At 70.1% G+C, this 24,460-nt stretch carries 22 protein-coding genes, 2 tRNA genes and 1 other RNA gene; 18 read left to right on the forward strand and 7 right to left on the reverse strand.

Translation table 11 applies throughout. The features are described 5' to 3' along the window. Positions 1-77 precede the first annotated feature (77 nt). The 5 genes from BJ969_RS03010 to BJ969_RS03030 all read left to right on the forward strand — a co-directional run bounded on the left by BJ969_RS03010 (position 78) and on the right by BJ969_RS03030 (position 4,167). Entirely contained in the window at positions 78-2,165 is a 2,088-nt protein-coding gene (locus tag BJ969_RS03010) for an ATP-dependent DNA helicase UvrD2 (RefSeq protein WP_184477084.1), read from the forward strand. Positions 2,166-2,306: 141 nt separating this feature from the next. Further along, positions 2,307-2,489, forward strand: a complete 183-nt coding sequence (locus BJ969_RS03015) for a hypothetical protein (protein WP_184477086.1) — start codon at positions 2,307-2,309, stop codon at positions 2,487-2,489. A gap of 177 nt (positions 2,490-2,666) precedes the next feature. Further along, the gene (locus BJ969_RS03020; protein WP_184477088.1) at positions 2,667-3,065 is read left to right on the forward strand and encodes a WhiB family transcriptional regulator; all 399 of its coding nucleotides are present in this window, start codon (positions 2,667-2,669) and stop codon (positions 3,063-3,065) included. Further along, entirely contained in the window at positions 3,062-3,295 is a 234-nt protein-coding gene (locus BJ969_RS03025) for a hypothetical protein (protein ID WP_184486135.1), read from the forward strand. Before BJ969_RS03020 ends, BJ969_RS03025 begins: the two co-directional genes overlap by 4 nt. Before the next feature lie 11 nt (positions 3,296-3,306). Then, positions 3,307-4,167, forward strand: coding sequence for a methyltransferase (locus tag BJ969_RS03030; RefSeq protein WP_184477090.1), 861 nt, complete (start codon positions 3,307-3,309; stop codon positions 4,165-4,167). A 21-nt stretch (positions 4,168-4,188) separates the two neighbouring features. Here BJ969_RS03030 and BJ969_RS03035 read toward each other — a convergent pair whose 3' ends face one another. Beyond that, on the reverse strand, positions 4,189-5,517 hold the full coding sequence (locus BJ969_RS03035) for an AarF/UbiB family protein (RefSeq protein ID WP_184477092.1): 1,329 nt from the start codon (positions 5,515-5,517) through the stop codon (positions 4,189-4,191). Positions 5,518-5,761: 244 nt separating this feature from the next. Continuing rightward, positions 5,762-5,911, reverse strand: coding sequence for a DUF5679 domain-containing protein (locus tag BJ969_RS03040; RefSeq protein WP_184477094.1), 150 nt, complete (start codon positions 5,909-5,911; stop codon positions 5,762-5,764). A 212-nt stretch (positions 5,912-6,123) separates the two neighbouring features. Here BJ969_RS03040 and BJ969_RS03045 point away from each other — a divergent pair, with 212 nt between their 5' ends. After that, positions 6,124-6,663 (forward strand): M48 metallopeptidase family protein, encoded by a 540-nt coding sequence (locus tag BJ969_RS03045; RefSeq protein WP_184477096.1) that lies wholly within the window; start codon positions 6,124-6,126, stop codon positions 6,661-6,663. A 101-nt stretch (positions 6,664-6,764) separates the two neighbouring features. On the opposite strand, the gene BJ969_RS03050 is transcribed toward BJ969_RS03045, so the two are convergent. Then, positions 6,765-8,231: a zinc-dependent metalloprotease gene (locus tag BJ969_RS03050; protein WP_184477098.1), complete on the reverse strand. Its 1,467-nt coding sequence runs from the start codon at positions 8,229-8,231 to the stop codon at positions 6,765-6,767. A 163-nt stretch (positions 8,232-8,394) separates the two neighbouring features. Here BJ969_RS03050 and BJ969_RS03055 point away from each other — a divergent pair, with 163 nt between their 5' ends. Continuing rightward, positions 8,395-9,396 (forward strand): YlbL family protein, encoded by a 1,002-nt coding sequence (locus BJ969_RS03055; RefSeq protein ID WP_343071193.1) that lies wholly within the window; start codon positions 8,395-8,397, stop codon positions 9,394-9,396. Positions 9,397-9,443: 47 nt separating this feature from the next. Here BJ969_RS03055 and BJ969_RS03060 read toward each other — a convergent pair whose 3' ends face one another. Continuing rightward, positions 9,444-9,977 carry a PPA1309 family protein gene (locus BJ969_RS03060; protein WP_184477102.1) on the reverse strand — a complete coding sequence of 178 codons (534 nt, stop codon included), beginning with the start codon at positions 9,975-9,977 and terminating at the stop codon, positions 9,444-9,446. Positions 9,978-10,162: 185 nt separating this feature from the next. Here BJ969_RS03060 and BJ969_RS03065 point away from each other — a divergent pair, with 185 nt between their 5' ends. The 10 genes from BJ969_RS03065 to ssrA all read left to right on the forward strand — a co-directional run bounded on the left by BJ969_RS03065 (position 10,163) and on the right by ssrA (position 20,023). Beyond that, positions 10,163-13,063: a UPF0182 family protein gene (locus BJ969_RS03065; RefSeq protein WP_184477104.1), complete on the forward strand. Its 2,901-nt coding sequence runs from the start codon at positions 10,163-10,165 to the stop codon at positions 13,061-13,063. Positions 13,064-13,232: 169 nt separating this feature from the next. After that, positions 13,233-13,306, forward strand: a tRNA-Met gene (locus BJ969_RS03070). Positions 13,307-13,632: 326 nt separating this feature from the next. After that, positions 13,633-13,706 (forward strand) — tRNA-Met (locus BJ969_RS03075). A 752-nt stretch (positions 13,707-14,458) separates the two neighbouring features. Then, complete coding sequence (locus tag BJ969_RS03080) at positions 14,459-14,956, forward strand: helix-turn-helix transcriptional regulator (protein ID WP_184477106.1); 498 nt, start codon at positions 14,459-14,461, stop codon at positions 14,954-14,956. Between the two features lie 123 nt (positions 14,957-15,079). Next, positions 15,080-16,180: a peptide chain release factor 2 gene (prfB, locus tag BJ969_RS03085; protein ID WP_184477108.1), complete on the forward strand. Its 1,101-nt coding sequence runs from the start codon at positions 15,080-15,082 to the stop codon at positions 16,178-16,180. Between the two features lie 237 nt (positions 16,181-16,417). Next, positions 16,418-17,107, forward strand: coding sequence for a cell division ATP-binding protein FtsE (gene ftsE / locus BJ969_RS03090; RefSeq protein ID WP_184477110.1), 690 nt, complete (start codon positions 16,418-16,420; stop codon positions 17,105-17,107). A gap of 43 nt (positions 17,108-17,150) precedes the next feature. Next, a complete protein-coding gene (ftsX, locus tag BJ969_RS03095) occupies positions 17,151-18,053 on the forward strand; it encodes a permease-like cell division protein FtsX (RefSeq protein WP_184477112.1) in 903 nt (300 codons plus the stop codon). Between the two features lie 123 nt (positions 18,054-18,176). Further along, a complete protein-coding gene (smpB, locus tag BJ969_RS03100; RefSeq protein ID WP_184477115.1) occupies positions 18,177-18,653 on the forward strand; it encodes an SsrA-binding protein SmpB in 477 nt (158 codons plus the stop codon). After that, entirely contained in the window at positions 18,650-19,555 is a 906-nt protein-coding gene (locus BJ969_RS03105; RefSeq protein ID WP_184477118.1) for an amidohydrolase family protein, read from the forward strand. The genes smpB and BJ969_RS03105 overlap by 4 nt, the downstream gene beginning before the upstream one ends. A gap of 97 nt (positions 19,556-19,652) precedes the next feature. Next, positions 19,653-20,023, forward strand: a transfer-messenger RNA (tmRNA) gene (ssrA, locus tag BJ969_RS03110). Positions 20,024-20,294: 271 nt separating this feature from the next. Here the strand turns inward: ssrA and BJ969_RS03115 are convergent. Together BJ969_RS03115 and BJ969_RS03120 are read right to left on the reverse strand one after the other, a co-directional pair. Next, positions 20,295-21,482, reverse strand: coding sequence for an MFS transporter (locus BJ969_RS03115; protein WP_343071194.1), 1,188 nt, complete (start codon positions 21,480-21,482; stop codon positions 20,295-20,297). Beyond that, positions 21,479-22,039: a Chromate resistance protein ChrB gene (locus BJ969_RS03120; protein WP_184477120.1), complete on the reverse strand. Its 561-nt coding sequence runs from the start codon at positions 22,037-22,039 to the stop codon at positions 21,479-21,481. Before BJ969_RS03120 ends, BJ969_RS03115 begins: the two co-directional genes overlap by 4 nt. A 226-nt stretch (positions 22,040-22,265) precedes the next feature. Between BJ969_RS03120 and BJ969_RS03125 the strand changes: the two genes are divergently transcribed. Continuing rightward, positions 22,266-23,579, forward strand: coding sequence for a lipase family protein (locus tag BJ969_RS03125; RefSeq protein ID WP_184477122.1), 1,314 nt, complete (start codon positions 22,266-22,268; stop codon positions 23,577-23,579). A 132-nt stretch (positions 23,580-23,711) separates the two neighbouring features. Here BJ969_RS03125 and BJ969_RS03130 read toward each other — a convergent pair whose 3' ends face one another. Next, positions 23,712-24,392, reverse strand: a complete 681-nt coding sequence (locus tag BJ969_RS03130) for a TetR/AcrR family transcriptional regulator (protein ID WP_343071195.1) — start codon at positions 24,390-24,392, stop codon at positions 23,712-23,714. Between the last annotated feature and the right edge of the window lie 68 nt (positions 24,393-24,460).

The raw sequence follows: 24,460 nt of genomic DNA on the forward strand, positions 1-24,460 counted from the left end.
CGCGAAGCGCATAGCCCACGTCGAGAACCCGCCACCCGACCCCTGCGCAGAGCACGAACGATGCGAGGATGCCGGGCATGGCCGATCAACCGCGACTGCTGGAAGGGCTCGATCCGGAGCAGCGGGCGGCGGTCACCGCGCCACGTGGGCCGGTGTGCGTGCTCGCGGGTGCGGGCACCGGCAAGACCCGGACCATCACGCATCGCATCGCGCACCTGGTCCAGCGCGGGCTCGTCGTTCCGCAGCAGGTCCTGGCGGTGACGTTCACGGCTCGCGCGGCCGGTGAGATGCGCACCCGGTTGCGCGCCCTCGGTGCCGCCGGGGTGCAGGCGCAGACCTTCCACGCCGCCGCGTTCCGGCAGTTGCGCTACTTCTGGCCGCGGGTGCACGACTCGCAGGTGTGGCCGCTGGTGGACAACAAGTTCCGGCTGGTCATGCAGGCCGCGAACCGGGTCGGCCTGTCCACCGAGAAGGAATCGGTGCGGGACCTGGCGGGCGAGATCGAGTGGTCGAAGTCCTGCCTGATCTCCCCCGACCAGTACGCCACCGCCGCCGCCCGCGCCGGGCGCGACGCACCGGTGGTCCCGCAGCAGCTCGCGAAGGTCTTCGCCACCTACGAGGAGCTCAAGAACGACGCGCGGATGCTGGACTTCGACGACCTGCTGCTGCACACCGTCGCCATCTTGGAGGAGCACGCGGAGGTCGCCGAGGAGTTCCGCGGTCGCTACCGCTCCTTCGTCGTCGACGAGTACCAGGACGTCAACCCGCTGCAGCAGCGCGTGCTCGACGCGTGGCTCGGAGGCCGCGACGACCTGACGGTGGTCGGCGACGCGAACCAGACCATCTACTCGTTCGCCGGGGCCGCCCCGAAGTGGCTGATCGGGTTCCCGAAGCGCTTCCCGGAGGCGGCCGTGGTGCGCCTGGAACGGGACTACCGCTCCACGCCGCAGGTCGTGTCGCTGGCGAACCGGGTGATCGGAGCCGCCCGCGAACGTCCTGCGGGCACCCGGCTCAAGCTGATCGGGCAGCGCCCGGACGGCCCGGAACCGGACTTCGCCGAGTACGACCACGAGCCCGCCGAGGCGGAAGCCATCGCCCGCAAGATCGCCGCGCTGGCGGGCAAGGGCGTGGCGCTGTCCGAGATCGCGATCCTGTTCCGGGTCAACGCCCAGTCCGAGGTGTACGAGAAGGCGCTGTCCGACGCCGAGATCCCCTACCAGGTGCGCGGCGGCGAGCGGTTCTTCAACCGCCCCGAGGTGCGCCAGGCCGTGGTGGCGCTGCGCACGGCGGCGAACCGCGGCGCCGATCCGGGCGCCGACCTGCCCGCGTCGGTGCGCGCCGTGCTGGCCGAGGTGGGGCTCACCGAGGAACCCCCGGCGGGGGGTTCGGCGCGGGAGCGCTGGGAGTCGCTGATCGCGCTGGTCGAACTCGCCGAGGAGCTCGCGGCCGTCGCCGACGAGGCGGACCTGGCCCGCTACGTCGCCGAGCTGGAGCTGCGCGCCGAGGCCCAGCATCCGCCGACGGTCGAGGGCGTCACGCTCGCGTCGCTGCACTCGGCGAAGGGTTTGGAGTGGGACGCGGTGTTCCTCGCCGGGCTCGCCGAGGGCACGATGCCGATCCAGCACGCCGACGACGACGCGGGCGTCGAGGAGGAGCGCAGGCTGCTCTACGTCGGCGTCACCCGGGCCCGCGAGCACCTGCACCTGTCCTGGGCGCTGGCGCGGGCCGCCGACGGCCGTCGCTACCGCCGCCGCAGCCGCTTCCTCTACGGCGTGATCCCGGAGCGGCACCCGGCGGCGCTGACTTCGAAGGGCCGCACCCCCGAACCCGGCCCCACCCGCAAGCAGGCCACGCCGCGCTGCCGCAACTGCGAGTCGGTCCTGGTGAGCACGATGGACATCAAGCTGGGCCGCTGCTCCACGTGCCCGTCCGACGTGGACGAGGGACTGCTGGACCGGTTGCGCGCCTGGCGCGGTGATCGGGCGAAGCAGCTGAAGGTGCCCGCCTACGTGGTGTTCACCGACGCGACGCTCACCGCCATCGCCGAGCAGCGCCCCACCGACGAGGCGGCCCTGGTCGCGATCTCCGGGATCGGAGCCAGCAAGGTCCGCCGGTTCGGCGACGACGTGCTGGCGTTGATCCAGCGCGAGCACGGCCGGAACTGAACGCCCGCTGACCAGGAATTCCGCCTCCATCGGCGGAACTTCGAAAAATCGGTTGCGGCGCGCTTCCGGCGCCTCATAGTCTGCAACTGCGCAAGCCGTGGTGGACGGAACCCGGCGTGATCCGGAGGGGAGGTGGCAGCGATGACCGACACGCAGATGCTCGGTACCCCTGGCCACCTGACGTCCGGGGGTATCGCGCTGTTCCGCGGTCGCACAGCGACCCAGCCTGGCTATGAGCGAGTCATCGATGTGCCGCGTCCGAACGACGGCGGCCTCCCGTTTGATGGCCGTTTCCCGCCGGTTCGCGCGGAGCTCGATCCTTGATCTCCTGACCGAGGACACGCTCCAGGCTCTTCTTGAAGGCCGCGGACCCGCACCAGCCGGGTCCGCGGCCTTTTTTGTATCTCCACTTCGAGAAGTAGCGCCATGTCGATGTGTTCCTGGGGAACCACCCACCGTCCGTGCGGGCACGTGCACTGCCCCGAACAGACAGGAGGAGAGATGTTGACCACCAGCGTCCCGATGCAGCCCGAGGGCAGGGCTGTCGACGCAGGATGTGACGGCGCCGTCGGAGCTCTGCTCGACGGCGCCACCGACCGGGCCGACGAGGTGCCCTGTCGGCGCGACCCCGACCTGTGGTTCGCCGAGAGCCCCGGCGACCTGGAACGGGCGAAGACCTTGTGCGGGGGGTGCCCGCTCAAGCAGCGCTGCTTGGACGGCGCGCTGTCCCGCGGCGAACCCTGGGGGGTCTGGGGCGGCGAGATCTTCGAACGCGGAGCGGTGGTCGCGCGCAAGCGATCCCGCGGACGCCCCCGCAAGAACCCCGAACCCGCCCGTCCCGCGACCGTCCAGGTCGCGACCGGCGATCCCGCACGACGACCCGAGGAGCACGCGGCATGACCCGCTTCGACCACACCCGCATCCACCCGCACGCCCCCACCGGCTCGACGGAAGTGAATCGAATGCTGATGCCCGAAGACATGGCACGGATCCGACAACACGACTTGTTGATCGAGGCGCGCCGCGACCGGCTGGCCCGCCAGGCCACCGCCGGTCGCTGGTGGCGCCGCTTGGCGCGGTACGCGCATCAACGCGCGGACCACGCGGAGGGAGCGATCACCAGGCCGTAAAGTGCACGTTCGTGGCTCACTCGCACGATGGAATCGACTGGGACGCCAAGATCGCGCGGTTGCGCGAAGGCGACGAACTGGCCGCCCCGGAGACCGCTGATCTGGTGCGCGACCTGCTCCGCCCGCAGGACCGCACGGTGATCGACATCGGTTCCGGCGCGGGTGGTGCCGCGACCGCGTTCGCGGACGCCATGTGGGACACCGGGGGGACGATCATCCTCGTCGACTCCGCGCCGGAGCTGCTGGCCGCGGCGGCGCGCAACACCGCCGCCACGGCCGGTCCCGACGTCCGGGTGCTCTCGGTGCAGGCCGACGTGGCCCGCGGCGACCTGTCCGCCGTGGGCCAGGCCGACCTGGTGTTCGCCTCGTTCGTGGTGCACCACCTGCCGGACCAGCTCGCGGGCCTGCGGCGACTGCTGAAGCTGGTGCGGCCGGGCGGGCGGCTCACACTGGTCGAGTCCGGCCTGGAACCGCGGGTGCTGCCGTGGGACGTCGGCGTCGGAGAACCCGGCCTGGAACCGCGGCTCGCGGCGGCGCGGGCCGACTGGTTCCGCGAGATGCGCGCCGAGATGCCCGGCTCGGTCCGGTTGCCGACCGGCTGGGCGCGGGCCATGGCCGACGCCGGGCTCGACGGCGTGCTGTCCTGGACGCAGCTGGTGGATCGGCCGGCACCGGTGTCCGGGGCTGCGATGACGGCGGTGCTGCGCAGGCTCGAATGGCTGCGCCGGGGCGCGGAGGGACGTGTCGCGCAGGCCGACTTGGACGCCGTCGACGCCCTGCTCGACCCGACCGGCCCGCACTACGCGGGCTCCCGGGACGACGTCTACTACCTGCTCGCCCAGACGATCCACGTCGGCACCCGCCGAGCGTGATCCCGGCGGCGGAGGGCAGGTTCAGTCCGCGGCCGGTTCGGGGTCGGCGAAGCCCGGCTGCCAGCGGACGATGATCTCCTGAGCTTCGAACTCGGCGTCGAGCTGGCAGAGGATGCCCGTCGCGCCCAGCGTCACGCGGTGGATCAGCAGGTAGTCCGGGGGCAGGTTCAACGCCCTGCCGGTGCGGAAGTCCGGGCTGCGCAGGTCGCCGACCCGCTCCGCCTGCCGCTGCATCCAGGAGCGGCTGAAGTGGAACCGCGGCTCGCGCACGGGGTCCACGAACGGCCCCAGGTAGGCCAGCACGTCCTCGGCGCGCAGTTCGCTGTCGGTGTGCACGAAGCGTTCGGCGCGCAGCATCTCCAGCAGTTCCTCGGCCCGGTCCTCCATGGCCAGCCGGAGCATCCGCCCCATGTCCGCGGGCAGCCCGTCGGGCAGCCGAGCGACCGCGCCGAAGTCCAGCACGATGAGCCTGCCGTCGGGCGCCAGCAGGAAGTTGCCGGGATGCGGGTCGGCGTGCAGCAGCCCGGACCGCTCCGGTGCGGAGAAGTGGAATTCCGCCAGCCTGCGGCCCGCCTCGTTCCGCTGCCGCCGATCCCCGTCGGCGATGATCGCGGAGAACGGGGTGCCCTCGACCCATTCGGTGACCATCACCTGCGGTGCGCTGGCGACGACCTTCGGGATCAGCACGTTCTCGTCGCCGTCGAAAGCGGCGGCGAAGGTCCGCTGGTTGTCGGCTTCCGTGCGGTAGTCGAGCTCCTCGACCATCCGGTCCTGCAGCTCGGCGAGCAGCGGTTTGATCTCCGCGCCGGGAGCCAGCGACTGGAACAGCCGGGAGAACCGGCTCAGCTGGCGCAGGTCCGAGCGCAGCGCCTCGCCCGCGCCCGGGTACTGGAGCTTGACGGCGACGTCCCGGCCGTCGTGCCACACCGCGCGGTGCACCTGCCCGATGCTGGCCGCGGCGGCCGGAACGTCGTCGAACTCGGCGAAGCGGTCCCGCCAGGTCCGCCCCAGTTGCTGCTCCAGCACCCGCCGCACGCTGTCGGCGGACATCGGGGGAGCGGCGGACTGGAGCTTCGTCAGCGCTTCCCGGTACGGCTCGGCCATCTCGTCGGGCACGGCGGCCTCGAACACGCTGAGCGCCTGGCCGAACTTCATCGCGCCGCCCTTGAGCTGTCCCAGCACCGCGAACAGCTGCTCGGCCGTGCGTGCGGTGAGCTCCGCGTTGATCTCGTCGGCGGATCGGCCGCTGAGGCGCTTGCCCCACCCGGCGGCCACCCGCCCCGCGACGCCCAGCGGAAGGCTGGCCAGTTTGGCGGTGCGGTGCGCCGCCCGGCGGGGAATGTCGGTCACGAGGGCTCCTTTGCCGCGCGCAGGAGAACCACCCCGGCTCCGAGAGGTATTCGGATATCCGGGGCCGGAGCACATCGTAGTGGTTCACCGACCGGTTGTGGGACGCCTGAGCGCCGCTGTGGTGGTGTTCGTTCCGAACCTCACTCGTGGCGCGGGCCGGCCGTGAAGCCGGCTACCGGGCGAGACATCACCTCGAGGTGCCGTCGCCCGGTCACCCGAGCCGCGTTGGTTCCGCCCCCGGCCGTCAGGCCTTGCCGAGGATTCGGGTCATGCGGGTGCCGCACACCGGGCAGGTTCCCTTGGCCATCCGGCGTCCGTTGGTCTCCGTGATCTCGCCGGGGAAGTCCCGCTTCTCCCGGCATTTCACGCAGTAGCCGTTGTAGGTCTCGGCCACGGCGTCCTCCTTGGTGTTGTGATCGCTACGGCGCGTGCCCGTTCGGGCTGCGCTGGAGGAACCGTACAGGTGGCCGTATCGATATCACTGCATTCAGCTGATCGCATGTTAGGGGGAATGGAGTAATGCTTTAGGTGATCACGCGCAGTAGGCATGTGGAAAACCGCACTGTCGTGTCCTCATGTCGGTACCACTCGCTAAGGTCAGGTCTCGTGGCAGAACCGCAGGTCGAGGTGCGTCGCAGCAAACGCCGACGCCAGACGGTCAGCGCGTACCGGGACGGTGACAAGGTCATCGTGCTGCTCCCGGCTCGGATGAGCAGAGCCGAGGAGAAGAAGTGGGTGGCGGAGATGCTCAGCCGCCTGCAGCGCAGCGAGACCCGCCGCCGGTCACCCGCGCGGGACTCGGACACGGCGTTAGCGCAACGCTGCGTGGAACTCTCCGAGCAGTACCTCGACGGCCGCGCCGAACCCCGCTCGATCCGCTGGGTGCCGCCGATGCGCACCCGCTGGGCGTCGTGCACGCCCAGCACCAAGGCCATCCGGATCAGCGATCGGCTGCGGGACGTGCCCGGTTGGGTGCTGGATTACGTGCTGGTGCACGAGCTCGCGCACCTGCTGGTCCCCGGCCACGGCGCCGACTTCTGGAAGTGGGTCAACCGGTATCCGAAGACCGAGCGGGCCGTCGGCTACCTCGAAGGGCTCTCCGCGGCGGCCAACCTGGGCCTGACCATGGGCGACCAGGAGGACTGACCGCTCGCGAAGCGGCGGACCCGCGCACGAGCGGATCCGCCGTCAGGGGGGAACGTGAGCGCGGGCGGTGCGGAGCCGGGCTCCGCACCGCCCGTCGCGGCTCACTTCGCGCCGGGGCCGTCGCCCTCGTCGTCCGAGTCCTCGGAATTCCCGGCGGAGTCCGCCGGCTTGCCCTCGCCGGATTCGGCGGCCCGCTGCTCGGCCTCCTCGGCGCGCTTGATCGCCGCGATCGGGTCGTCCAGGTCCGAGGAGCCGCCCCAGCGGTCGGCGAAGTCCAGCGGCTCGTCCAGGTCGGAGGCGTCCGGCAGCAGGTCGGGGTGGTCCCACACCCGGTCCCGGCTGTCGGTGCCGTGCCGCTCGGTCATGAGCCGCCACAGGTTCGCCGCGTCCCGCAGCCGCCGCGGGCGCAGCTCCAGCCCGATCAGGGTGGCGAAGGTCTGCTCGGCGGGGCCACCGCTGGCCCGGCGCCTGCGGATCGTCTCGCTCAGCGCGCCCGCGCCCGGCAGCCGCTCGCTCAACGCGTCGGACACGACCACGTCGACCCAGCCCTCGACGAGCGCCAGCAGCGTCTCCAGCCTGGTCAGCGCAGCTTCCTGCTCCGGGGTGGTCTTCGGCTCCAGCAGGTTGGAGCCCATCAGCTCCTGCATCGAGCTCGGGTCCGTCGGGTCGATCTTGCTCGCGAGGTCCTCCAGCGAGGACGTGTCCACCTGGATGCCGCGCGCGTACTCCTCGACGGTGGCCAGCAGCCGCTGGCGCAGCCACGGCACGTGGCTGAACAGGCGGTGGTGCGCGGCTTCGCGGGCGGCGAGGAACAGCGTGACCTCGTCCAGCGGCCGGTCCACGCCCTCCGCGAAGCGGGACACGTTCGCAGGCAGCAGCGCGGCCGTGCCCTCCGGTGCCAGCGGCAGGCCCACGTCGGACGAGGTGAGCACTTCGGCGCCGAGCTCGGCGAGGCTGTTGCCCAGCTGCGAACCGAACCCGAGCCCGCCCATCTGGCCGAGCATGGACAGCAGCGGCCCGGCGGCCTGCTTGGCCTCCTCGGGCATCGCGTCGAGCCATGCGGTGGACATCCGCTGCGCCACCGGGTCGCACAGCCGCTGCCAGGTCGGCAAGGTCTGCTCCACCCAGTCGACCGACGACCAGACCCGCGCCGTGCGCACGCCCGCGGGCAGCGCCGTCGTCGGGTCGAGCCACAGCTCCGCGAGGTGCACGGCGTCCTCGACGCCCTTGACCTCCTGCTGGCTGGGGCGTTCCGTGCGCTGCTTCGAGTGCAGCTGCTGCACCGCGAGCTGCTTGGCGAGGTCGTAGTTCACCGGCCCGGAACCGCCGCTGCCCGAGTGGCTCAGCACCTGGCCGAGCTGCGAGAACATCTGCCCCAGCTGGCCCATGTCGAAGTTCATGCCCCCGGGCATGCCGCCCATGCCGCCCGGCAGGGCGCCGCCGAAGCCGAAACCGGACTGCTGTCCGGAGTTGCCGGCGCCACCCTCGGAGCGCCCTTCCGACGACTCCCCTTTGTTGCGGTCGTCGTCGGGATCCTGCGGGCTGAACCCGAACGGCATGTCATTCATGCCTCCACCGTACGCGGATCGCGCCCACGCGGATAAGCAGCTCGCCACCTCCGCGGGCGCGATGTCCGCAGCTCGCGGCTCGGTCGGCGATCACCCGCCCGGGGATCTCGCCGAGGGCGAACACGTACCCTGTCGCCTCGTGAGCCGTCGAACCTGGACGTTAGTGACCAGCGTCATCCTGGTGGCCGCTTTCGGGCTGCTCGGGGCATTCGTCCCGGTGCCGTTCGTGGCGCTCGGTCCGGGACCGACCTACAACACCCTGGGCGAAGAGGCCGGCACGCCGGTCATCCGGATCGACGGTCAGCGGACCTACCCGACCGCCGGGAACCTGAACATGACCACGGTGTCGGTGACCGATCACCTCTCGATGCTCGGCGCGCTGGGGTTGTGGGTCAGCGGTCGCTACGCGCTGGCGCCGCGCGAGGTCTACTACCCGCCGGAGAAGTCCGAGCAGCAGATCGAGCAGGAGAACACCCAGGCGTTCAACGACTCGCAGACCTCCGCGGAGACCGCGGCGATGCACCACCTGGGCTACCCGACGAAGGTGCTGGCCGGGCAGGTCGTCACCGGCAGCCCCGCCGACGCGGTGCTCGAACCCGGTGACCAGCTGATCGCCGTGAACGGCAAGCCGATCACCGATCCGGCGGCGCTGCAGGCCGAGGTCGGGCGCTACAAGCCGGGCGACCCGATCCGGCTCACCTACCGCCACGGCGCCGATCCGGAGCGCACGGTCCCGGTGGTGCTGGGCTCGAACGCAGACGGGCGCCCGCAGGGCTTCCTGGGAGTCGGCGCGGTCGGCCGCCCGGACGTGCCCTTCGAGATCGAGATCAGCCTCGCCGACGTCGGCGGTCCCTCCGCGGGACTGATGTTCTCGCTGGCCATCGTGGACAAGCTGACGCCGGGCGAGCTCAACGGCGGCCGGTTCATCGCGGGCACGGGGGAGATCGACGAGACCGGCAAGGTCGGCCCGATCGGTGGCATCCCGTTCAAGATGACCATGGCCAAGGAGGCCGGGGCGACCACGTTCCTGGTTCCCGCGGGCAACTGCGCCGAAGCGAAGTCCCAGGCCCCCGACGGGCTCCAGCTCGCCCGGGTCGGCACCTTGGGCGAGGCGACGCACGCCCTCGACGTGATCCGCGAAGGCGGCGTCCCGCCGAGCTGCTGATGCGACGCCGGTGGCGGGCGGGTGACCCGGCCGCCACCGGTCCGGCTTCAGGCCGCGAAGGTCTCGTGCAGGGCGCGCAGGAGGTTCGGGGCCAGCGACGGGTCCTGCACCCGCTCGCCGGCTTCGCCTTCCTCGCCGCTCGCGCGCAGCCGCAGCACGCAGGTCTCGTGACCGGCCCGCAGCACCGCGGCGACCAGTCGCGCCTCCTGCCGGTCGGGGTGCTCGGCGGCGGCGTTGCGGGCCTGCTCGTCCTCGGCGGGCAGCGAGGCCTCCGCCTCCGGGGGCAGCACCACGATCTCCTGCACCAGCGCGCATCCCGCGACCTGCTCCGGCCACACGATCCGGGACAGCGCCTCAGCGAGGTCCTCGGCGGGCAGCGACTCCTGCGCGATCGGCGTCAGCGGGGAGTTCCCGTCCACCTCGTCGGCCAGGTTCGGCTCGGCGGCGAGCAGCTGCTCGGTGGGGACCAGGGCGAACACCTGGGTGGGCTGGTCCCAGCCCGCGGCGGCCACGAAATCCTCGATCTCGCGGGCGGCTCCGGGCAGGGCGGCGGCGAGGTCCTCGCCGTGAGCGGCTGACATGCGTTCCATGGTCGCACCCCGCGTGCGACCACCCCGGACCCGCCACGACCAGGCGAACTGATGTCGGATTCGCCGGAATTCGAGTGCGATCGGGGGAACCCGGCGGGACATCGTAGAGTTGAACATCGCGAGGGGCGTGCAGCGCCCCGGCCCGTCGATCGTCGCCTGGAGTGTGCCCTGTGGCCATGCGGCCCCCGGTTGGAATGCCGAAACTGTCCCGGCGGAGCCGGATCCTGCTGATCATCGGCGTGGTCGTGCTCGCCGCCTTGATCGTCTGGTCCAGCCTCGTCGGCGCCTACGTCGACTGGCTGTGGTTCGGCGAAGTGGGCTATCGGGGGGTGTTCACCACCCAACTGCTGACCCGGATCGGACTCGGCGCCGCCGCCGCGGTCTTCCTCGGCGCCGTGCTGCTGCTGAACCTGTGGATCGCCTACCGGAGCCGGCCGGTGTTCGTGCCGATCACCGGCCCCGACGATCCGCTGGCCCGCTACCGGACGGTGATCAGCGCGCGGCCGGTGCTGCTCGCCGTCGGCGTCTCCGGCGCCGTCGCGGTGCTCGGCGGACTCGCGGCGCAGGCCGATTGGCAGACGTTCCAGCTGTTCCTCAACAGCGTGCCGTTCGGGCAGACCGATCCCGAGTTCGGCCACGACGTCAGCTTCTACACGTTCCAGCTGCCGTTCTACCGCTGGCTGCTGTCCTGGGCCTTCGTCGCGGTGACCATCGCCTTCCTGGGGTCCTTGGTCACGCACTACATCTTCGGCGGCGTGCGGCTCGCCGGACGCGCCGGGCAGCTGTCGGCCCCCACCCGGGTGCAGCTGGCGATCCTGGCCGGGCTGTTCGTGCTGCTGAAGGCGGTCGACTACTTCTTCGACCGCTACGACCTGCTGCTGTCGCGGCGGAACTCGCTGTTCACCGGTGCCACCTACACCGACCTGAACGCGGTGATGCCGGCCAAGCTGATCCTGCTGTGCATCGCGGTGTTCTGCGCCTTCGCGTTCTTCGCCGCGGTGTTCCTGCGCGACCTGCGGATCCCGGCGCTGGCCACGGTCCTGCTGGTGCTCTCCAGCGTGCTCGTCGGCGCGGTCGGCCCGGCGCTGCTGGAGCAGTTCTCGGTGCGGCCCAACGCCAACCAGCGCGAGGCGGAGTCCATCCGCCGCAACATCGCGGCCACCCGCCAGGCCTTCGACATCGGCGAGGACAAGGTCGAGGTGCACGACTACCCGGGCGTGACGAACCTGCGTCCGCAGCAGGTCGCCGACGACACCGGGACCATCCCGAACATCCGGTTGCTGGACCCCAGCGTCCTGTCCGACACGTTCACCCAGCTCACCCAGCAGTACAACTTCTACGGCTTCCCGGACAAGCTCGACGTCGACCGCTACCGGGACGAGAACGGGAAGCTGCAGGACTACCTGGTCGCGCTCCGCGAGATCAACACGGCGGGGCTGGCCGAGAACCAGCAGTCGTGGATCAACCAGCACATGGTCTACACGCACGGCAACGGGTTCGTGAGCGCGCCCGCCGACCGCGTCGACTCCACCCTCGAGGACGGCCGCACCCAGGGCGGCTACCCGGTGTTCTCCGTCAGCGACGTCGCCAACGACGGCCGCGGCAAGATCCCGGTGGACCAGCCGCGCAGCTACTTCGGCGAACTCGCCTCGACCTACGCCATCGTCGGCGGCAATCCCGGCGAGGCGCCCCGCGAGTACGACACCGACCGCAGCGCCTACACCTACGACGGCAAGGGCGGCGTGCCGCTCGGGAACTGGTTCAACCGGCTCGTGTTCGCGGCGCACCACGCCGAGCGCAACATCCTGTTCAACCAGGCCATCGGGGAGAACTCGAAGATCATCTACGAGCGGAACCCGCGGGACCGGGTGCAGAAGGTCGCACCCTGGCTCAAGGTCGACGGCGACCCGTACCCCGCCGTGGTCGACGGGCACATCAAGTGGATCATCGACGGCTACACCACGCTGAACAACTACCCGTACTCCGAGATCACCGAGTTCGGCGAAGCCACCAACGACACGTTGCGCGGCGTGCAGCGCCAGCCGAACCAGCAGATCAACTACATCCGGAACTCGGTGAAGGCCACCGTCGACGCCTACGACGGCACCGTCGACCTGTACGAAACCGACGACACCAAGCCCGACCCGGTGCTCAAGGCCTGGGAAGGCGTGTTCCCCGGCGTCGTCAAGCCCTCCTCGGAGATCAGCCCGCAGCTGCGCGAGCACTTCCGCTACCCGGAGGACATGTTCAAGGTGCAGCGCTCGCTGCTCACCAAGTACCACGTCGACAACCCCGGTGACTTCTACTCCACCCAGACCTTCTGGGAAGTCCCGCCGGACCCCACCAGCGGCGGACAGGGCGGCGCGGCCGAAGACGGCAACCAGCAACCGCCGTACTACGTCGTCGCCCAGGTCGAAGGCCAGGACCAGCCGACGTTCCAGCTCACCAGCGCCCTCACCGCGCTGCGGCGGCAGAACATGGCCGCCTGGGTCTCCGCGTCCTCCGACCCGGAGAACTACGGCAAGCTCAACGTCCTGCGGTTGCCGACCGACACCCAGACGGCCGGGCCCAACCAGGTGCAGAACCAGATGGAGTCCACCCCGGAGGTCACCGAGAACCGGACGTTGTTCAACAACCCCAACGTCAAGGCGATCTTCGGGAACCTGCTGACGCTGCCCGTCAAGGGCGGCCTGCTCTACGTGGAACCGATCTACATCCAGCGCAACGAGCAGGACTCCTACCCGCAGCTCGCCAGGGTCCTGGTGTCCTTCGGCGGCAACGTCGGCTTCGCCGAAACCCTGCCCAAGGCGCTGGAACAGGTCTTCGGCGCCGGAGCCGGGGACGCCACCGGTGACGGAGGCGGCGAGCAGCCTCCGGGGCAGCGGCCCCCCAGGCCGCAACAGCCCGGGCAGCAGCCCACGCCCGAACTCAGCAGCGCCGTCAACGACATCCAAGGCGCTCTGGAGCGGGTGCGGACCTCGCAGCAGTCCGGCAACCTCGGTGACCTGGGCAGCGCGCTCCAGCAGCTGGAGCAGGCCGTCGGCCGCTTCGAGCAGCTCCAGGGCAACGGCGGTTGATCTCCTCGTTCCGCGGGTCGGCCCGGCTCTGACCAGGGCCGACCCGCGGAACACCGGAGTGCGGCGCGGACGGCGTCGCCTTAAGGGCCCCCCGGTGTCACCTCAGGTTCGGCGTCGAGTAGGCTTCTGCACACAACGAAATACAGCGCAGCGATGAGCTGCGCAGCGGCGCGGGGTGGAGCAGTTCGGTAGCTCGCTGGGCTCATAACCCAGAGGTCGCAGGTTCAAATCCTGTCCCCGCTACTGTGAGCGTGTTCGAGGCCCCCTCTCTGGCGAGAGGGGGCCTCTTTCCGTTTCTTGTCGTTTTTACGGGGGCCGAGCCCCCGTAGGCCCCCACGGTGCGGTGGTTCCGTTGGGACGGGTGTGGTCGGGGTTTCTTTTGTGCGGTCTGGGTTGCTCGCGCTTCGCGCTCGGGTGGTGGGGCTCGCGCTTCGCGCTTCGTGCTTTGCGTGCCGGGTGGGGGTTCGTGCTGGTGGTGGGGTTTTCGGGGGGTGGTGTTGGAGTGGATTCGGGGGCGTGTAGAGTTCCTTTCACAACGAAATACAGCGCAGTGATCAGCTGCGCAGCGGCGCGGGGTGGAGCAGTTCGGTAGCTCGCTGGGCTCATAACCCAGAGGTCGCAGGTTCAAATCCTGTCCCCGCTACTGTGAGCGTGTTCGAGGCCCCCTCTCTGGCGAGAGGGGGCCTCTTTCCGTTTGTCGTCGTTTTTACGGGGGCCGAGCCCCCGTAGGCCCCCACGGTGCGGTGGTTCCGTTGGGACGGGTGTGGTCCGGGTTTCTCGTGGGCGGTCTGGGTTGCTCGCGTTTCGCTCGTTGCGCTTGGCTGCTCTGGATTGGTTTCCGCTGCGGACTTCTGCGTGTCGTCAGGGTTTGGGGCGGGCCCAGATCTTGGCGCAGGCGGGGGAGCAGAGGCGTTCCGCGGGAGGAACCCCGGGGACCGGTCGCATGGTTCGGCCGCACACCGCGCAAGCGTGACCGGGGATGCGGATTTTCTTGCTCGCACAACTGAAAACTCGGCCTAGTGGCTCATTGCGACGCATCACGACCTCCGTCCGAAAGCGACCGCCAGAAGCGCCGATCGCCGCTCACAGCATGCGAGTCACTCCCGGTAATCGGCTGCTCCGACGCGCGAGCGCACCGTTTCGTGCAGGTAGACCGCACGATCAGGTAGCGATCCGTGCTGCTCGGGACACCGCGTGCGGGCGGGCGGCCGAGCCGCGACGCCTGCCGTTCCCCTCGATGGCACAACGATGTGCGCCAAAGCACGCTGAGTCGGCGGCATCCGCTCACGCAGCGCCAGCAGGGGATGGTCCACTCGGACCAGCCCATTGCAACCACAGTGGACAGAGTGGCCGACCATTGTGGACAGCCTGCGAGGGCCGTGGCACGGTGGATTCGTGACTGAGCTGAACTCGACATCCGCCGCCCTGCTAGGGCTGCTGCACGACGGCCCGAAGACCGGGGGGCAGCTCGTCGCTGCCGCCACCGAACGATTCGGTGGATTCTTCAGCGTGACCCGCAGCCAGGTGTACCGCGAGCTCCCCGCGCTCACCGAGTCCGGATTGCTGCGCCTCGGCAAGCAGGGGCCGCGGTCCAGCCAGCAGTACGCGATCACCGCGGCCGGCAAGCGGGCCTTCAAGTCCTGGCTGAACACCGAACCCGGCCCCGACAACGTGCGCAGCCCGCTGATCCTGCGCCTCGTGCACGCCGGTTCGCTGACGCCGAAGCAGCGCGCCGCGCTCGTCGAATCGGCCAGGGTGCAGTACACCGCGCGATTGGACGAGGCGAAGAACGCGGCGAAGGCCTCCGCGGACCCGTACGAGAAGGCCGCGGCCGATTTCACCGTCGCCCACAACCGGGCCATCGTCAAACTCCTGGACAGCATTCCGGAATGAGCCGACCGGAATGATCCGCCGGCTCCGCTCGCGGCGGCATCATCGCCGGGAACGGTCGGCACCAGCAGCGGCCGGGGCCGTCCTCGTGGGCGGCCGCCCGCCGGTGAAGTACCCTCGAACATTGTGAATCCCGACGTCGCCGCAGATATCAAGGACCTGTCCACCACGCTCGAAGGCATTGAGAGCGTCATGGGCCTCGACGAGTTGCGGGCGAAGATCGCCGAACTGGAAGCCGAGGCGGCGAAGCCGAACCTCTGGGACGACGTCGAGTACGCGCAGAAGATCAGCAGCCAGCTGGTGCACCGCCAGGCCGAGCTGCGCAAGATCACCGACCTGCGCCAGCGCGTGGAGGACCTCGAAGTCCTCTACGAGCTCAGCGAGGACGAAGGCGATCAGGCCGGGCTGGACGAGGCCGACGGCGAGCGCAAGCGGCTGAAGAAGGAGCTCGACGCCCTCGAGGTCCGCACGCTGCTGTCCGGCGACTACGACGAGCGGGAAGCCGTCGTCACCGTCCGGGCCGAAGCGGGCGGGATCGACGCCGCCGACTTCGCCGAGATGCTCATGCGGATGTACGTGCGCTGGGCCGAGCGCCACGAATACCCGGTCGAGGTCTACGACACCTCCTACGCGGAAGAGGCCGGCGTCAAGCAGGCGACCTTCCGCATCAACGCGCCCTACGCCTACGGCACGCTGTCGGTCGAGCAGGGCACGCACCGGCTGGTGCGGATCTCGCCGTTCGACAACCAGGGCCGGCGCCAGACGTCGTTCGCCGGTGTCGAGGTGCTGCCGGTCGTGGAGGAGACCGACCACGTGGAGATCCCGGAGAAGGACATCCGCGTCGACGTGTTCCGCTCCTCCGGTCCCGGCGGGCAGAGCGTGAACACCACCGACTCCGCGGTCCGCATCACCCACGCTCCCACCGGGATCGTGGTCTCCTGCCAGAACGAGAAGTCGCAGCTGCAGAACAAGGCCGCCGCGCTGCGCGTGCTCCAGTCGAAGCTGCTGGCCCGCAAGAAGGAAGAGGAGCGCGCCGAGCTCAACGCGCTCAAGGACAGCGGCTCCAGCTGGGGCAACCAGATGCGCTCCTACGTGCTGCACCCGTACCAGATGGTCAAGGACCTGCGGACCGAGTTCGAGGTCGGCAACCCGGACGCGGTGCTCGACGGGCAGATCGACGGGTTCCTGGAAGCGGGCATCCGCTGGCGCCGCCAGCAGGACGGCTGATCTCGCCCGGAAGGATCAAGAGCCGTCGCGCGCGGTCCCTAGCGCATCGGGACCACGCGCGTCCGCGAGACCGCGCGGGACCGCCCGCTCGGGTGAAGCCCGCCCGGGCCCCGGGATTTCCGCGCGCATTCGTCGATCATGGGTTGACCTGCGAAGAGACGGCCGATCACGAGCTCGATCGGCGCTGGTCCGGGTGAGCCGTCGTCCCCCGAAAGGTCGCAGGTAAACTCACGCCCCGTGATCCGGCTTGAGCACGTGTCCAAGGGATACAAAACCTCGACCCGCCCCGCGCTCGACGACGTCTCCGTGGGTGTCGGCAAAGGCGAATTCGTGTTCCTCATCGGCCCTTCCGGCTCGGGGAAGTCCACGTTCCTGCGGCTACTGCTCCGCGAGGACGTGCCGACCCGCGGCCGGGTGTTCGTGGCCGACTGGAACGTCGCGAAACTCCCGCGGCGCCGAGTGCCGCGGCTACGACAGCGAATCGGCTGCGTGTTCCAGGACTTCCGGCTGCTCACCAACAAGACCGTCGCCGAGAACGTCGCGTTCGCGCTGGAGGTCATCGGCAAGCCCCGGCACACCATCCGCAAGGTGGTGCCCGAGGTCTTGCAGCTCGTCGGCTTGGAAGGCAAGGCCGACCGGATGCCGAACGAGCTCTCCGGTGGCGAGCAGCAGCGCGTGGCGATCGCGCGGGCGTTCGTGAACCGGCCGCTGGTGCTGCTGTGCGACGAGCCCACGGGCAACCTCGACCCCGACACCAGCCAGGACATCATGTTGCTGCTGGAGCGGATCAACCGCACCGGCACCACGGTGATCATGGCGACGCACGACCACTCGATCGTGGACTCGATGCGGCGTCGAGTCGTGGAACTGAGCCTCGGCAAAGTGATCCGCGACGACGCCCGCGGCGTCTACGGCGTCGGTCGCTGAGCAGCCCCGCACCCCCGAACCCAGCCAGGAAGCACACACCAAGATGCGCGCGAGCTTCGTATTCAGCGAGGTCGTCAACGGCCTTCGGCGCAACGTGACGATGACCATCGCCATGATCCTCACCACGGCCATCTCGGTCGGCCTGCTCGGTGGCGGTCTCCTGGTGGTCCGGTTGATCGACCGGATGCAGGAGGTCTACCAGGACCGCGTCGAGGTCGTGGTGTTCATGACCGATGACGTCAGCGCCAACGACCCGGACTGCACCCAGCAGCCCTGCGCGAACCTCAAGTCCGAACTGACCCGCTCGTCCGGCGTGGACTCGGTGAAGTACGAGAACCGGGAAGCCGCGTTCCAGAACTTCAACAAGGTCTTCGAGACCATGCCCGAGCTGCGCGACGTCGCCCGCGTCGAAGCGATGCCCGCCTCGCTGCGGGTGAAGCTCACCGACCAGGAGCGCTTCGGCGCGATCCAGCAGAAGTTCGAAGGCCAGCCCGGCGTGGACAGCGTCGTCGACCAGGCCGACTACCTGGACCGGCTGTTCAGCGTGCTCAACGGCGTGCGCAACGCGACCTTCTCGATCGCGCTGGTGCAGGCGGTCGGTGCGCTGCTGCTGATCTCCAACACCATTCAGCTCTCCGCGTTCACGCGGCGAACGGAGACCGGCATCATGCGGCTGGTGGGGGCGACGCGCTGGTACACCCAGCTGCCGTTCCTCCTGGAAGCGATGGTGTCCGGTCTGATCGGTGCGCTGCTGGCCGTCGTCGGACTGCTGATCTCGAAGGCGGCGTTCATCGACAGGGTCATGTCGCCGGTGTTCGGCACCGGCATCATCCCCGAGATCGGCTACGGCGACATCGCCGCGGTGTCCCCGATCATGCTGCTGGTGGCGGCGGCGATCTCCGCGACGACCGGTTACGTGACGCTGCGGCTGTACGTGCGGCTCTAGACCGGACCGCCTTCTCGATCGAGCGGCTGCGCTCGCGTGTTCCGCACGCGGACGCAGCCGCTTCGTCGTGCCGGGGCAGGGTGGTGTGAGAACTCGGTTGACCGCGGGTCTTAAAGTGCAGGCATGGTGAAGGAACGCGGGCGCAAGCCGATCGCGCAGAACCGCAAGGCGCGGCACGACTGGTCGGTGCTGGACACCTACGAGGCCGGGATCGTGCTGACCGGCACCGAGGTGAAGAGCCTGCGACAGGGCAAGGCGTCGCTGGTGGACGCGTTCGGCACGGTCGACCACGGCGAGGTGTGGCTGCGCAACGCGCACATCCCGGAGTACACCGAGGGCACGTGGACCAACCACGAACCGCGGCGCTCCCGGAAGCTGCTGCTGCACCGGGGTGAGATCCTCCGCCTCGTCGGCAAGATCAAGGAGAACGGGCTGAGCCTGGTCCCGCTGTCGATGTACTTCTCCGACGGCAAGGCCAAGGTCGAACTGGCCCTGGCGCGCGGCAAGAAGGCGCACGACAAGCGCCACGACATGGCCAAGCGGGACGCCGACCGCGAGATGCAGCGCCACATCGGCAGGATCCGCAAAGGACGGGTGTGAGCCCGCTCGCCGGACCGGCCACCGACGTGGACGTGCGCGGCTGGCTCGACGAGCTCGGCATCCCCGGCCTCGTCGACCTGCACACCCACTTCCTGCCGGAGCGGATGCTGCACAAGGTGTGGGCGTACTTCGACCAGGCGCGCACGCACTACGGCATGGACTGGCCGGTGCAGTACCGCCACGACGAACCCACCCGGCTGCGGCTGCTCGACGAGCTCGGGGTGACGACGTTCGCCCCGCTGGTCTACCCGCACAAGCCCGGCATGGCGGAGTGGCTCAACTCGTGGGCGCTGGACTTCGGGCACCGCACACCGGGCGCCGTGCCGACGGCGACGCTGTACCCGGAGCCGGGCATGGCGGGGTCGATGCGCGACGCCCTCGACGCGGGGGCGCGGTGCGTGAAGGTCCACGTGCAGGTCGGTGGTTTCGACCCGCGCGACGACCTGCTCGACGAGGTGTGGGGCGTGCTCGCGGAAGCCGCGGTGCCCGTCGTGATCCACTGCGGGCACGGCCCGATCCGGGGCGAGCACACCGGGCTCGACGTGTTCGGCGAAGTGCTGCGACGGCACCCGTCGCTGACCGTCGTGCTGGCCCACGCCGGGATGCCGGACTACGAGGCAGCGCTGCGGCTCGTGGAGAGCTTCCCGCGCGTGCACCTGGACACGACGATGGTCGGAGTGGCGTTCAGCGAGCGGTTCGCCCCGCTGCCCGCCGACTGGCCAGCGCGGCTCGTGCCGGTGCGGGACCGGATCGTGCTGGGCACCGACTACCCGAACATCCCGTACCCCTACGCCGACCAGCTCGCCGCCATCGCCGGCTGGGCCGCCGCCGACGAGCGGTTGGGGGCGGAGTTCCTGCGCAGCGTGCTGCACGACGCGCCGAGCCGACTTCTGGGTCTGTGACCTGCGGAAAAACAATTACCCGATATTGGAATGATCCGCCGGGGCGGTGACGTTATGCTGTACGGAACGCGCGGCCGGGAAGGTACGGCCGCTACGAGGGGGTGAACGGTTTCGACTCCGGACGTAGATCCAAGGGAAGCGTGCCGGTGCAGGCGGGAGACCACCGAGAGCGTCGCCGCAATTTAATAAGCGCCGACAAGAGTCAGCGCGAGTTCGCCCTCGCCGCCTGAGCGAGGAGCGACTCTGTCGGACCGGGAACGCCTCCGTCCCGGAATCCGGCATCGACTAGGAGGCTCTTACCGCCAGGTCCGGCCGCGGGACCTGGTGGGACATCGAACAGCGGCTGGGCTCGTCACCTCGGCTAGTTCGCGAGACCGAGGGAGCCAAGCAGAGGCATAGCGGACTGCGCACGGAGAAGTCTTGGTGAAGCGACGGAGGACCCGGGTTCGATTCCCGGCACCTCCACTTGGAGCCTGGTTGACGCCTTTGGCGTCTTCCCGGCTCCTTTTTGTTCGTACGGGGGCCGAGCCCCCGTAGGCCCCCACGGTGCGGTGGCTGGGTGGGGAGGTGCTCCTTGCGTTGTGTGTGGGTTGGGCTGGGTGGGAACCAGCTTGAGGTGGGGTGATGTGGCCTCGGCCTCGCCTTCGCGTTCGCTCGGCCTCGGGCTTCGCCTCGGACTTGGCTTTCGCCTCGGACTTGCCTTTGGTTTGGGGGTGGGGCTTTGTTTTTGTTTGTGTGGTCAGGTCTGGGGTGGGGGGTTGTGGTGGGGGGTCAGTAGGGCTAGTAGGGCGCTTGTTGCTAGTAGGGCGGCTAGGGTTGCGTAGCCGTGGGGGAGGGTGGCGAGGGTGGCGACTCCTGCTACCAGGAGTGGGCCGCCTGCGTCGCCCAGTTCTCGTCCTAGTTCGGCGGAACCCATGGTCTGGCCCATCCGTTCCTCGGGAGTGGCGGCGGCCAGGGCTGCGAAGCCGAGCGGCGTGATCAGACCCGTGCCCGCGCCGATGAGCGCGGCGGCGACCAGCACGCCTGCCAGGCCGTGCAGCATCGCGGCGGCGAGGCCGACCGCCGTGATGAGCAGTCCGGTGATCAACCCGGTGCGGGTGGTCAGGCGCCCTTCGTCCAGCGCCCGGCCGACCCGGGGCTGGACGACGGCGGCCGTCGCGGCGAGCACGGAGACGGCGGTGCCCGTCGCGATGGTGCCGAGTCCCGCTGCCGCGCCGGTGACGGGCAGGAATCCGACACCGACCGACAGCGCCGCGGTCGCGGCGGCGAGGGACGCGGTGGGCCCCAGGAAGGAACGGTCGGCCACCCGTCGGGCGAGGTCGGCGAGCGTCTGCCGCTCGCGGGGCAGCGGAGGCACCGCGGGCACCGCCACCGCGGCCCACACCGCGACCACCGCCGCGCACAGGGCCATCGCCGCGAACAGCAGCCGCATGCCGCCGCCCCAGACGAGAACGCCACCGAGCAGCGGGCCGAGGGTGTAGCCGATGGACTTGAAGAAGCCGTAGCTGCCGAAGGCGCGGCCCCGCCCAGCGGCCGGGTTGATGCGGGCGACCATGGCGGAAGCGGCGGGGGAGAACGCGGAGGCGGCGGCGCCTTGGCCGAACCGGGCGGCCCACAACCATTCGGGACCGGCCGCGATCACGTACAGCGCGGAAGCCGCGGCGAAGGTGATCAGGCCGCCGAGCAGGACGGGTTTGCCGCCGATCCGGTCGGCCAGCGAGCCGAAGATCGGTTTGAGCACGACCTCGGCGCCGTCGTAGAGGGCGAGCAGTCCACCCAGGACGAGCAAGGAGGTGACGGCGTCCTCGGAGAACCCGCCGAGGTTGGCCGCGATGCCGTGAGCGCCGAACGCGGTGGTGAAACCGGCCGCGTACAGCGGCCACATCGCGCGCTTGGTGGCCGCCGGGGACAGGGGCTGTCGGATCACGATGCGCCTTCGTCGGTCAGGTGCAGCGCGTTGAAGACGCGTTCCGCGTAGTCCTCGCAGGCCGCGGTGCAGTGCTTGAGGCGTTCAGCGGCCTCGGCCGCTTCCGGCGCCCCGAAGACGTCCCGGACGGTCAGGTCCCGGTGCCAGCGGCGCAGCCGTTCCAGGCTCTGCTCCTCTTCCTCCAGCTCGGCCAACGTGAACTTGGCCGTGCGGATCTCCTTGGCGAGCTCGTCCTCGAACTTGCCGCAGTCCGCGAGGAATTCCGCCCAATCCGCCGACCGGGCGGCGGTGAACATCTCCCGGAAGCGGGCGGCGTCCGCGTCGGTGCGGCCGGACGCCTGCAACGTCACGCCCTGCCCGCCGGCGCCGTCGGTGAGTGCGCGGGCGCGCTGCACGCCCTCGGTGAAGGCGGGCACCTCCGGCACGGCCCACACGCCCTGCCCCAGCGACAGCGCGCCGATCTTGCGCAGCTCCCGCCACACCGCCACCCGGTGCCGGGACGGATCCGCGGGCAGCTTGATGACCAAGATCAGCCACGACACTTCTTCGTCTGTCACAGCGCCGAAAGTAGCACGCGTTACATCGTCAGCAGTAGCGCTCGGGCGTGCGCGGTTTCACGGTGCGTGGCGAAGCGTCGCTGCGAGTGCTTGATTGTTTACGAAAAGGTTGCGAAAGCAGGTTTCGGGGTCGTCGGTGATTGTCGGCCGGTCGTGTCGGGCGTCACGCTGAGGGCGTTGCCTACTGGGTAGTAGGTTTCGGTTTGCACTCAACGAGGAGTTGCCCGTGAACCTCCGTCCGTTCCAGCGCGCGGCTGCGACCGTGGTGACCACCGTGGTCGGGGTGTCGTTCGCCGTTGCGACCGCGTCCGCCGCCGACGCTGAGGAGCGTCCGCCGTTCTACGAGCCGCCCGCCGAGTTACCGGGGAGCAACGGTGACCTGGTGCGCTCCGAACCGTCCGAGTACTTCCTGGACCCGCTGAAGGCGATCAAGGTCGATGCGGACGTGCAGCGGGTGATGTACCGCTCCAGCGATCGCGGCGGCGCGCCGATCGCGGTGACCGGCACGGTCATCACGCCGAACGGCGAGTGGACGGGGGAGGGCGAACGTCCCGTCGTCGGCTACGCGCCGGGAACCCAGGGCATCGCCGACCACTGCGCGCCGTCCCGGCAGCTCGCCAACGGCACCGAGTACGAAGGCGTCTTCGTGAAGGCCATGCTCAGCAAGGGCTATGCGGTCGCCATGACCGACTACCAGGGCCTCGGGACGCCGGGCGTGCACACCTACATCAACCGCGAGGTCAGCGGCAACGCGGTGCTCGACGCGGTGCGCGCCGCGCAGCGGCTGCCCGGGGCGGACGTGCCCGACGACGGGCCGGTGGTGCTCTACGGCTACTCCCAAGGCGGTGGCGGTGTGGCCGGGGCGGCCGAGCTGGCCTCGTCCTACGCACCGGAGCTCGACATCCGGGGGGCCGCGGCCGGTGCCGTGCCCGCCGAGCTCGGCGGGGTCGGCGCGAACCTCGACGGCGGCTTCTACGCCGCGTTCCTCGGCTACGCCGTGGCGGGGGTCGCCGCCGGTTACGACATCGACCTCGAGCCCTACCTCAACGAGAAGGGCGAGCAGTTCCGCGACGACGTCGAGAACTCGTGCACCATCGACGGGATCGCGCAGTTCGCGTTCGCGCAGACGAAGGACTTCACCGAGGACGGCAGGCCGCTGACCGACTACCTGGCGGAGGAGCCGTTCGCGACCGCGGTCGGCGAGCAGCGGATCGGCAACGGCAAGCCCGCCTTCCCCGTGCTGATCGGGCAGAGCCGGCTGGACGACGTGATCCCCTTCGAGCAGTCCGAGACCCTCGCCGGCGAGTGGTGCGCCCAAGGGGCGGACGTGCAGTTCGCGCCGAACCTCGGGCCGACCCACATCGGTGGTGCGATCGCCTCTTTCCCGCGCGCGTTCGCGTGGCTCGACGACCGCCTCACCGGTGAGCCGACCACGCCGAACTGCGGGAACGCGGAGCAGGCTCCGGTCGACCCGGAGATCCCCGTCGACGAGCGGCAGCCGCTGCTGCCCCAGCTGTCCGAGCGGTTGGACCTCGACTGAGCGAGGGGCCGGGCGCCGTCCGTGCGCCCCGGCCTTCCGCATGCCGGCCGCGTGCCGTCCCTTCCCGCTCGGAGGGACGGCACGCGGCCGTTTCGGTCCCCGCCGTCGCCGGGCGGCGGGGCGGTCGCGTTCCTACGTTCCCGGTGCCGGGTGGGCGGGCGCGGTGGACAGCGGGTGGACCTCCGACACCTGCAAGGGGCGGCCGGGAAGTTCGGTCGCGTGCCGGTGCGGGCGCAGGCCGTCGAGCATGATGTGCAGCGCCCGTTCCGCGATGCGCTGCTGGGCAGGGTCCGTCGGGCGGCGCAGCAGCATCGAGTACATCGCCGCGATGTCGCCGGCGCCCACGTCCGTGCGCAGCGAGCCCTCGGCTTGCGCGGTGCCGACCACGCCTTCCAGGATTTCCAGCAGGGAGTCCCGGAGTCCCTGGGTGACCTGGTCGCCTTTGACGACGTCCCAGGCGCGCGGTGAGGTCATGCCGAGGCGGACGCTGAGCTGCAGCTCGTCGGAGCTCTTGAGCAGCCGCACCAGTGCGTTCCAGCCGGTCGTTTCCTCGGTGGCCGCCGCCTGCGCGTGCGTGAGCGCGTTGGTGAAGTTGTCCCTGGCGACGGCGCGGATCAGCGCCTCGCGGTCGGGGAAGCGCCGGTAGAGGGTGCCGACTCCGACTCCGGCCCGGCGCGCGATCTCCTCCATCGGGGCGTCGGGACCTTCGGCGGCGAAGATCGCCTTGGCCGCGTTGATGATCTGGTCGCGGTTGCGGCGTGCGTCGGCGCGCAGCGGGAGTTCGCCTTCCGGTGCCGAAATGTCCGAGTTCACCGGTGGATTCTCGCATCCACCCGTTCGCAGGTGGACGGAGTGCTTCCGCTTCAGTACTTTCGAGTGTA

This window comes from Saccharopolyspora gloriosae (genome assembly GCF_014203325.1).
GTDB lineage: Bacteria > Actinomycetota > Actinomycetes > Mycobacteriales > Pseudonocardiaceae > Saccharopolyspora_C > Saccharopolyspora_C gloriosae.

Bases quoted from the DNA above. Each gene is read 5' to 3' on its own strand.
- BJ969_RS03010 (WP_184477084.1), top strand. From the start codon at position 78: ATGGCCGATCAACCGCGACTGCTGGAAGGGCTCGATCCGGAGCAGCGG.
- BJ969_RS03015 (WP_184477086.1), top strand. From the start codon at position 2,307: ATGACCGACACGCAGATGCTCGGTACCCCTGGCCACCTGACGTCCGGG.
- BJ969_RS03020 (WP_184477088.1), top strand. From the start codon at position 2,667: ATGTTGACCACCAGCGTCCCGATGCAGCCCGAGGGCAGGGCTGTCGAC.
- BJ969_RS03025 (WP_184486135.1), top strand. From the start codon at position 3,062: ATGACCCGCTTCGACCACACCCGCATCCACCCGCACGCCCCCACCGGC.
- BJ969_RS03050 (WP_184477098.1), bottom strand. From the start codon at position 8,231: ATGAATGACATGCCGTTCGGGTTCAGCCCGCAGGATCCCGACGACGAC.
- BJ969_RS03060 (WP_184477102.1), bottom strand. From the start codon at position 9,977: ATGTCAGCCGCTCACGGCGAGGACCTCGCCGCCGCCCTGCCCGGAGCC.
- BJ969_RS03065 (WP_184477104.1), top strand. From the start codon at position 10,163: ATGCGGCCCCCGGTTGGAATGCCGAAACTGTCCCGGCGGAGCCGGATC.
- ftsX (WP_184477112.1), top strand. From the start codon at position 17,151: ATGCGCGCGAGCTTCGTATTCAGCGAGGTCGTCAACGGCCTTCGGCGC.
- smpB (WP_184477115.1), top strand. From the start codon at position 18,177: ATGGTGAAGGAACGCGGGCGCAAGCCGATCGCGCAGAACCGCAAGGCG.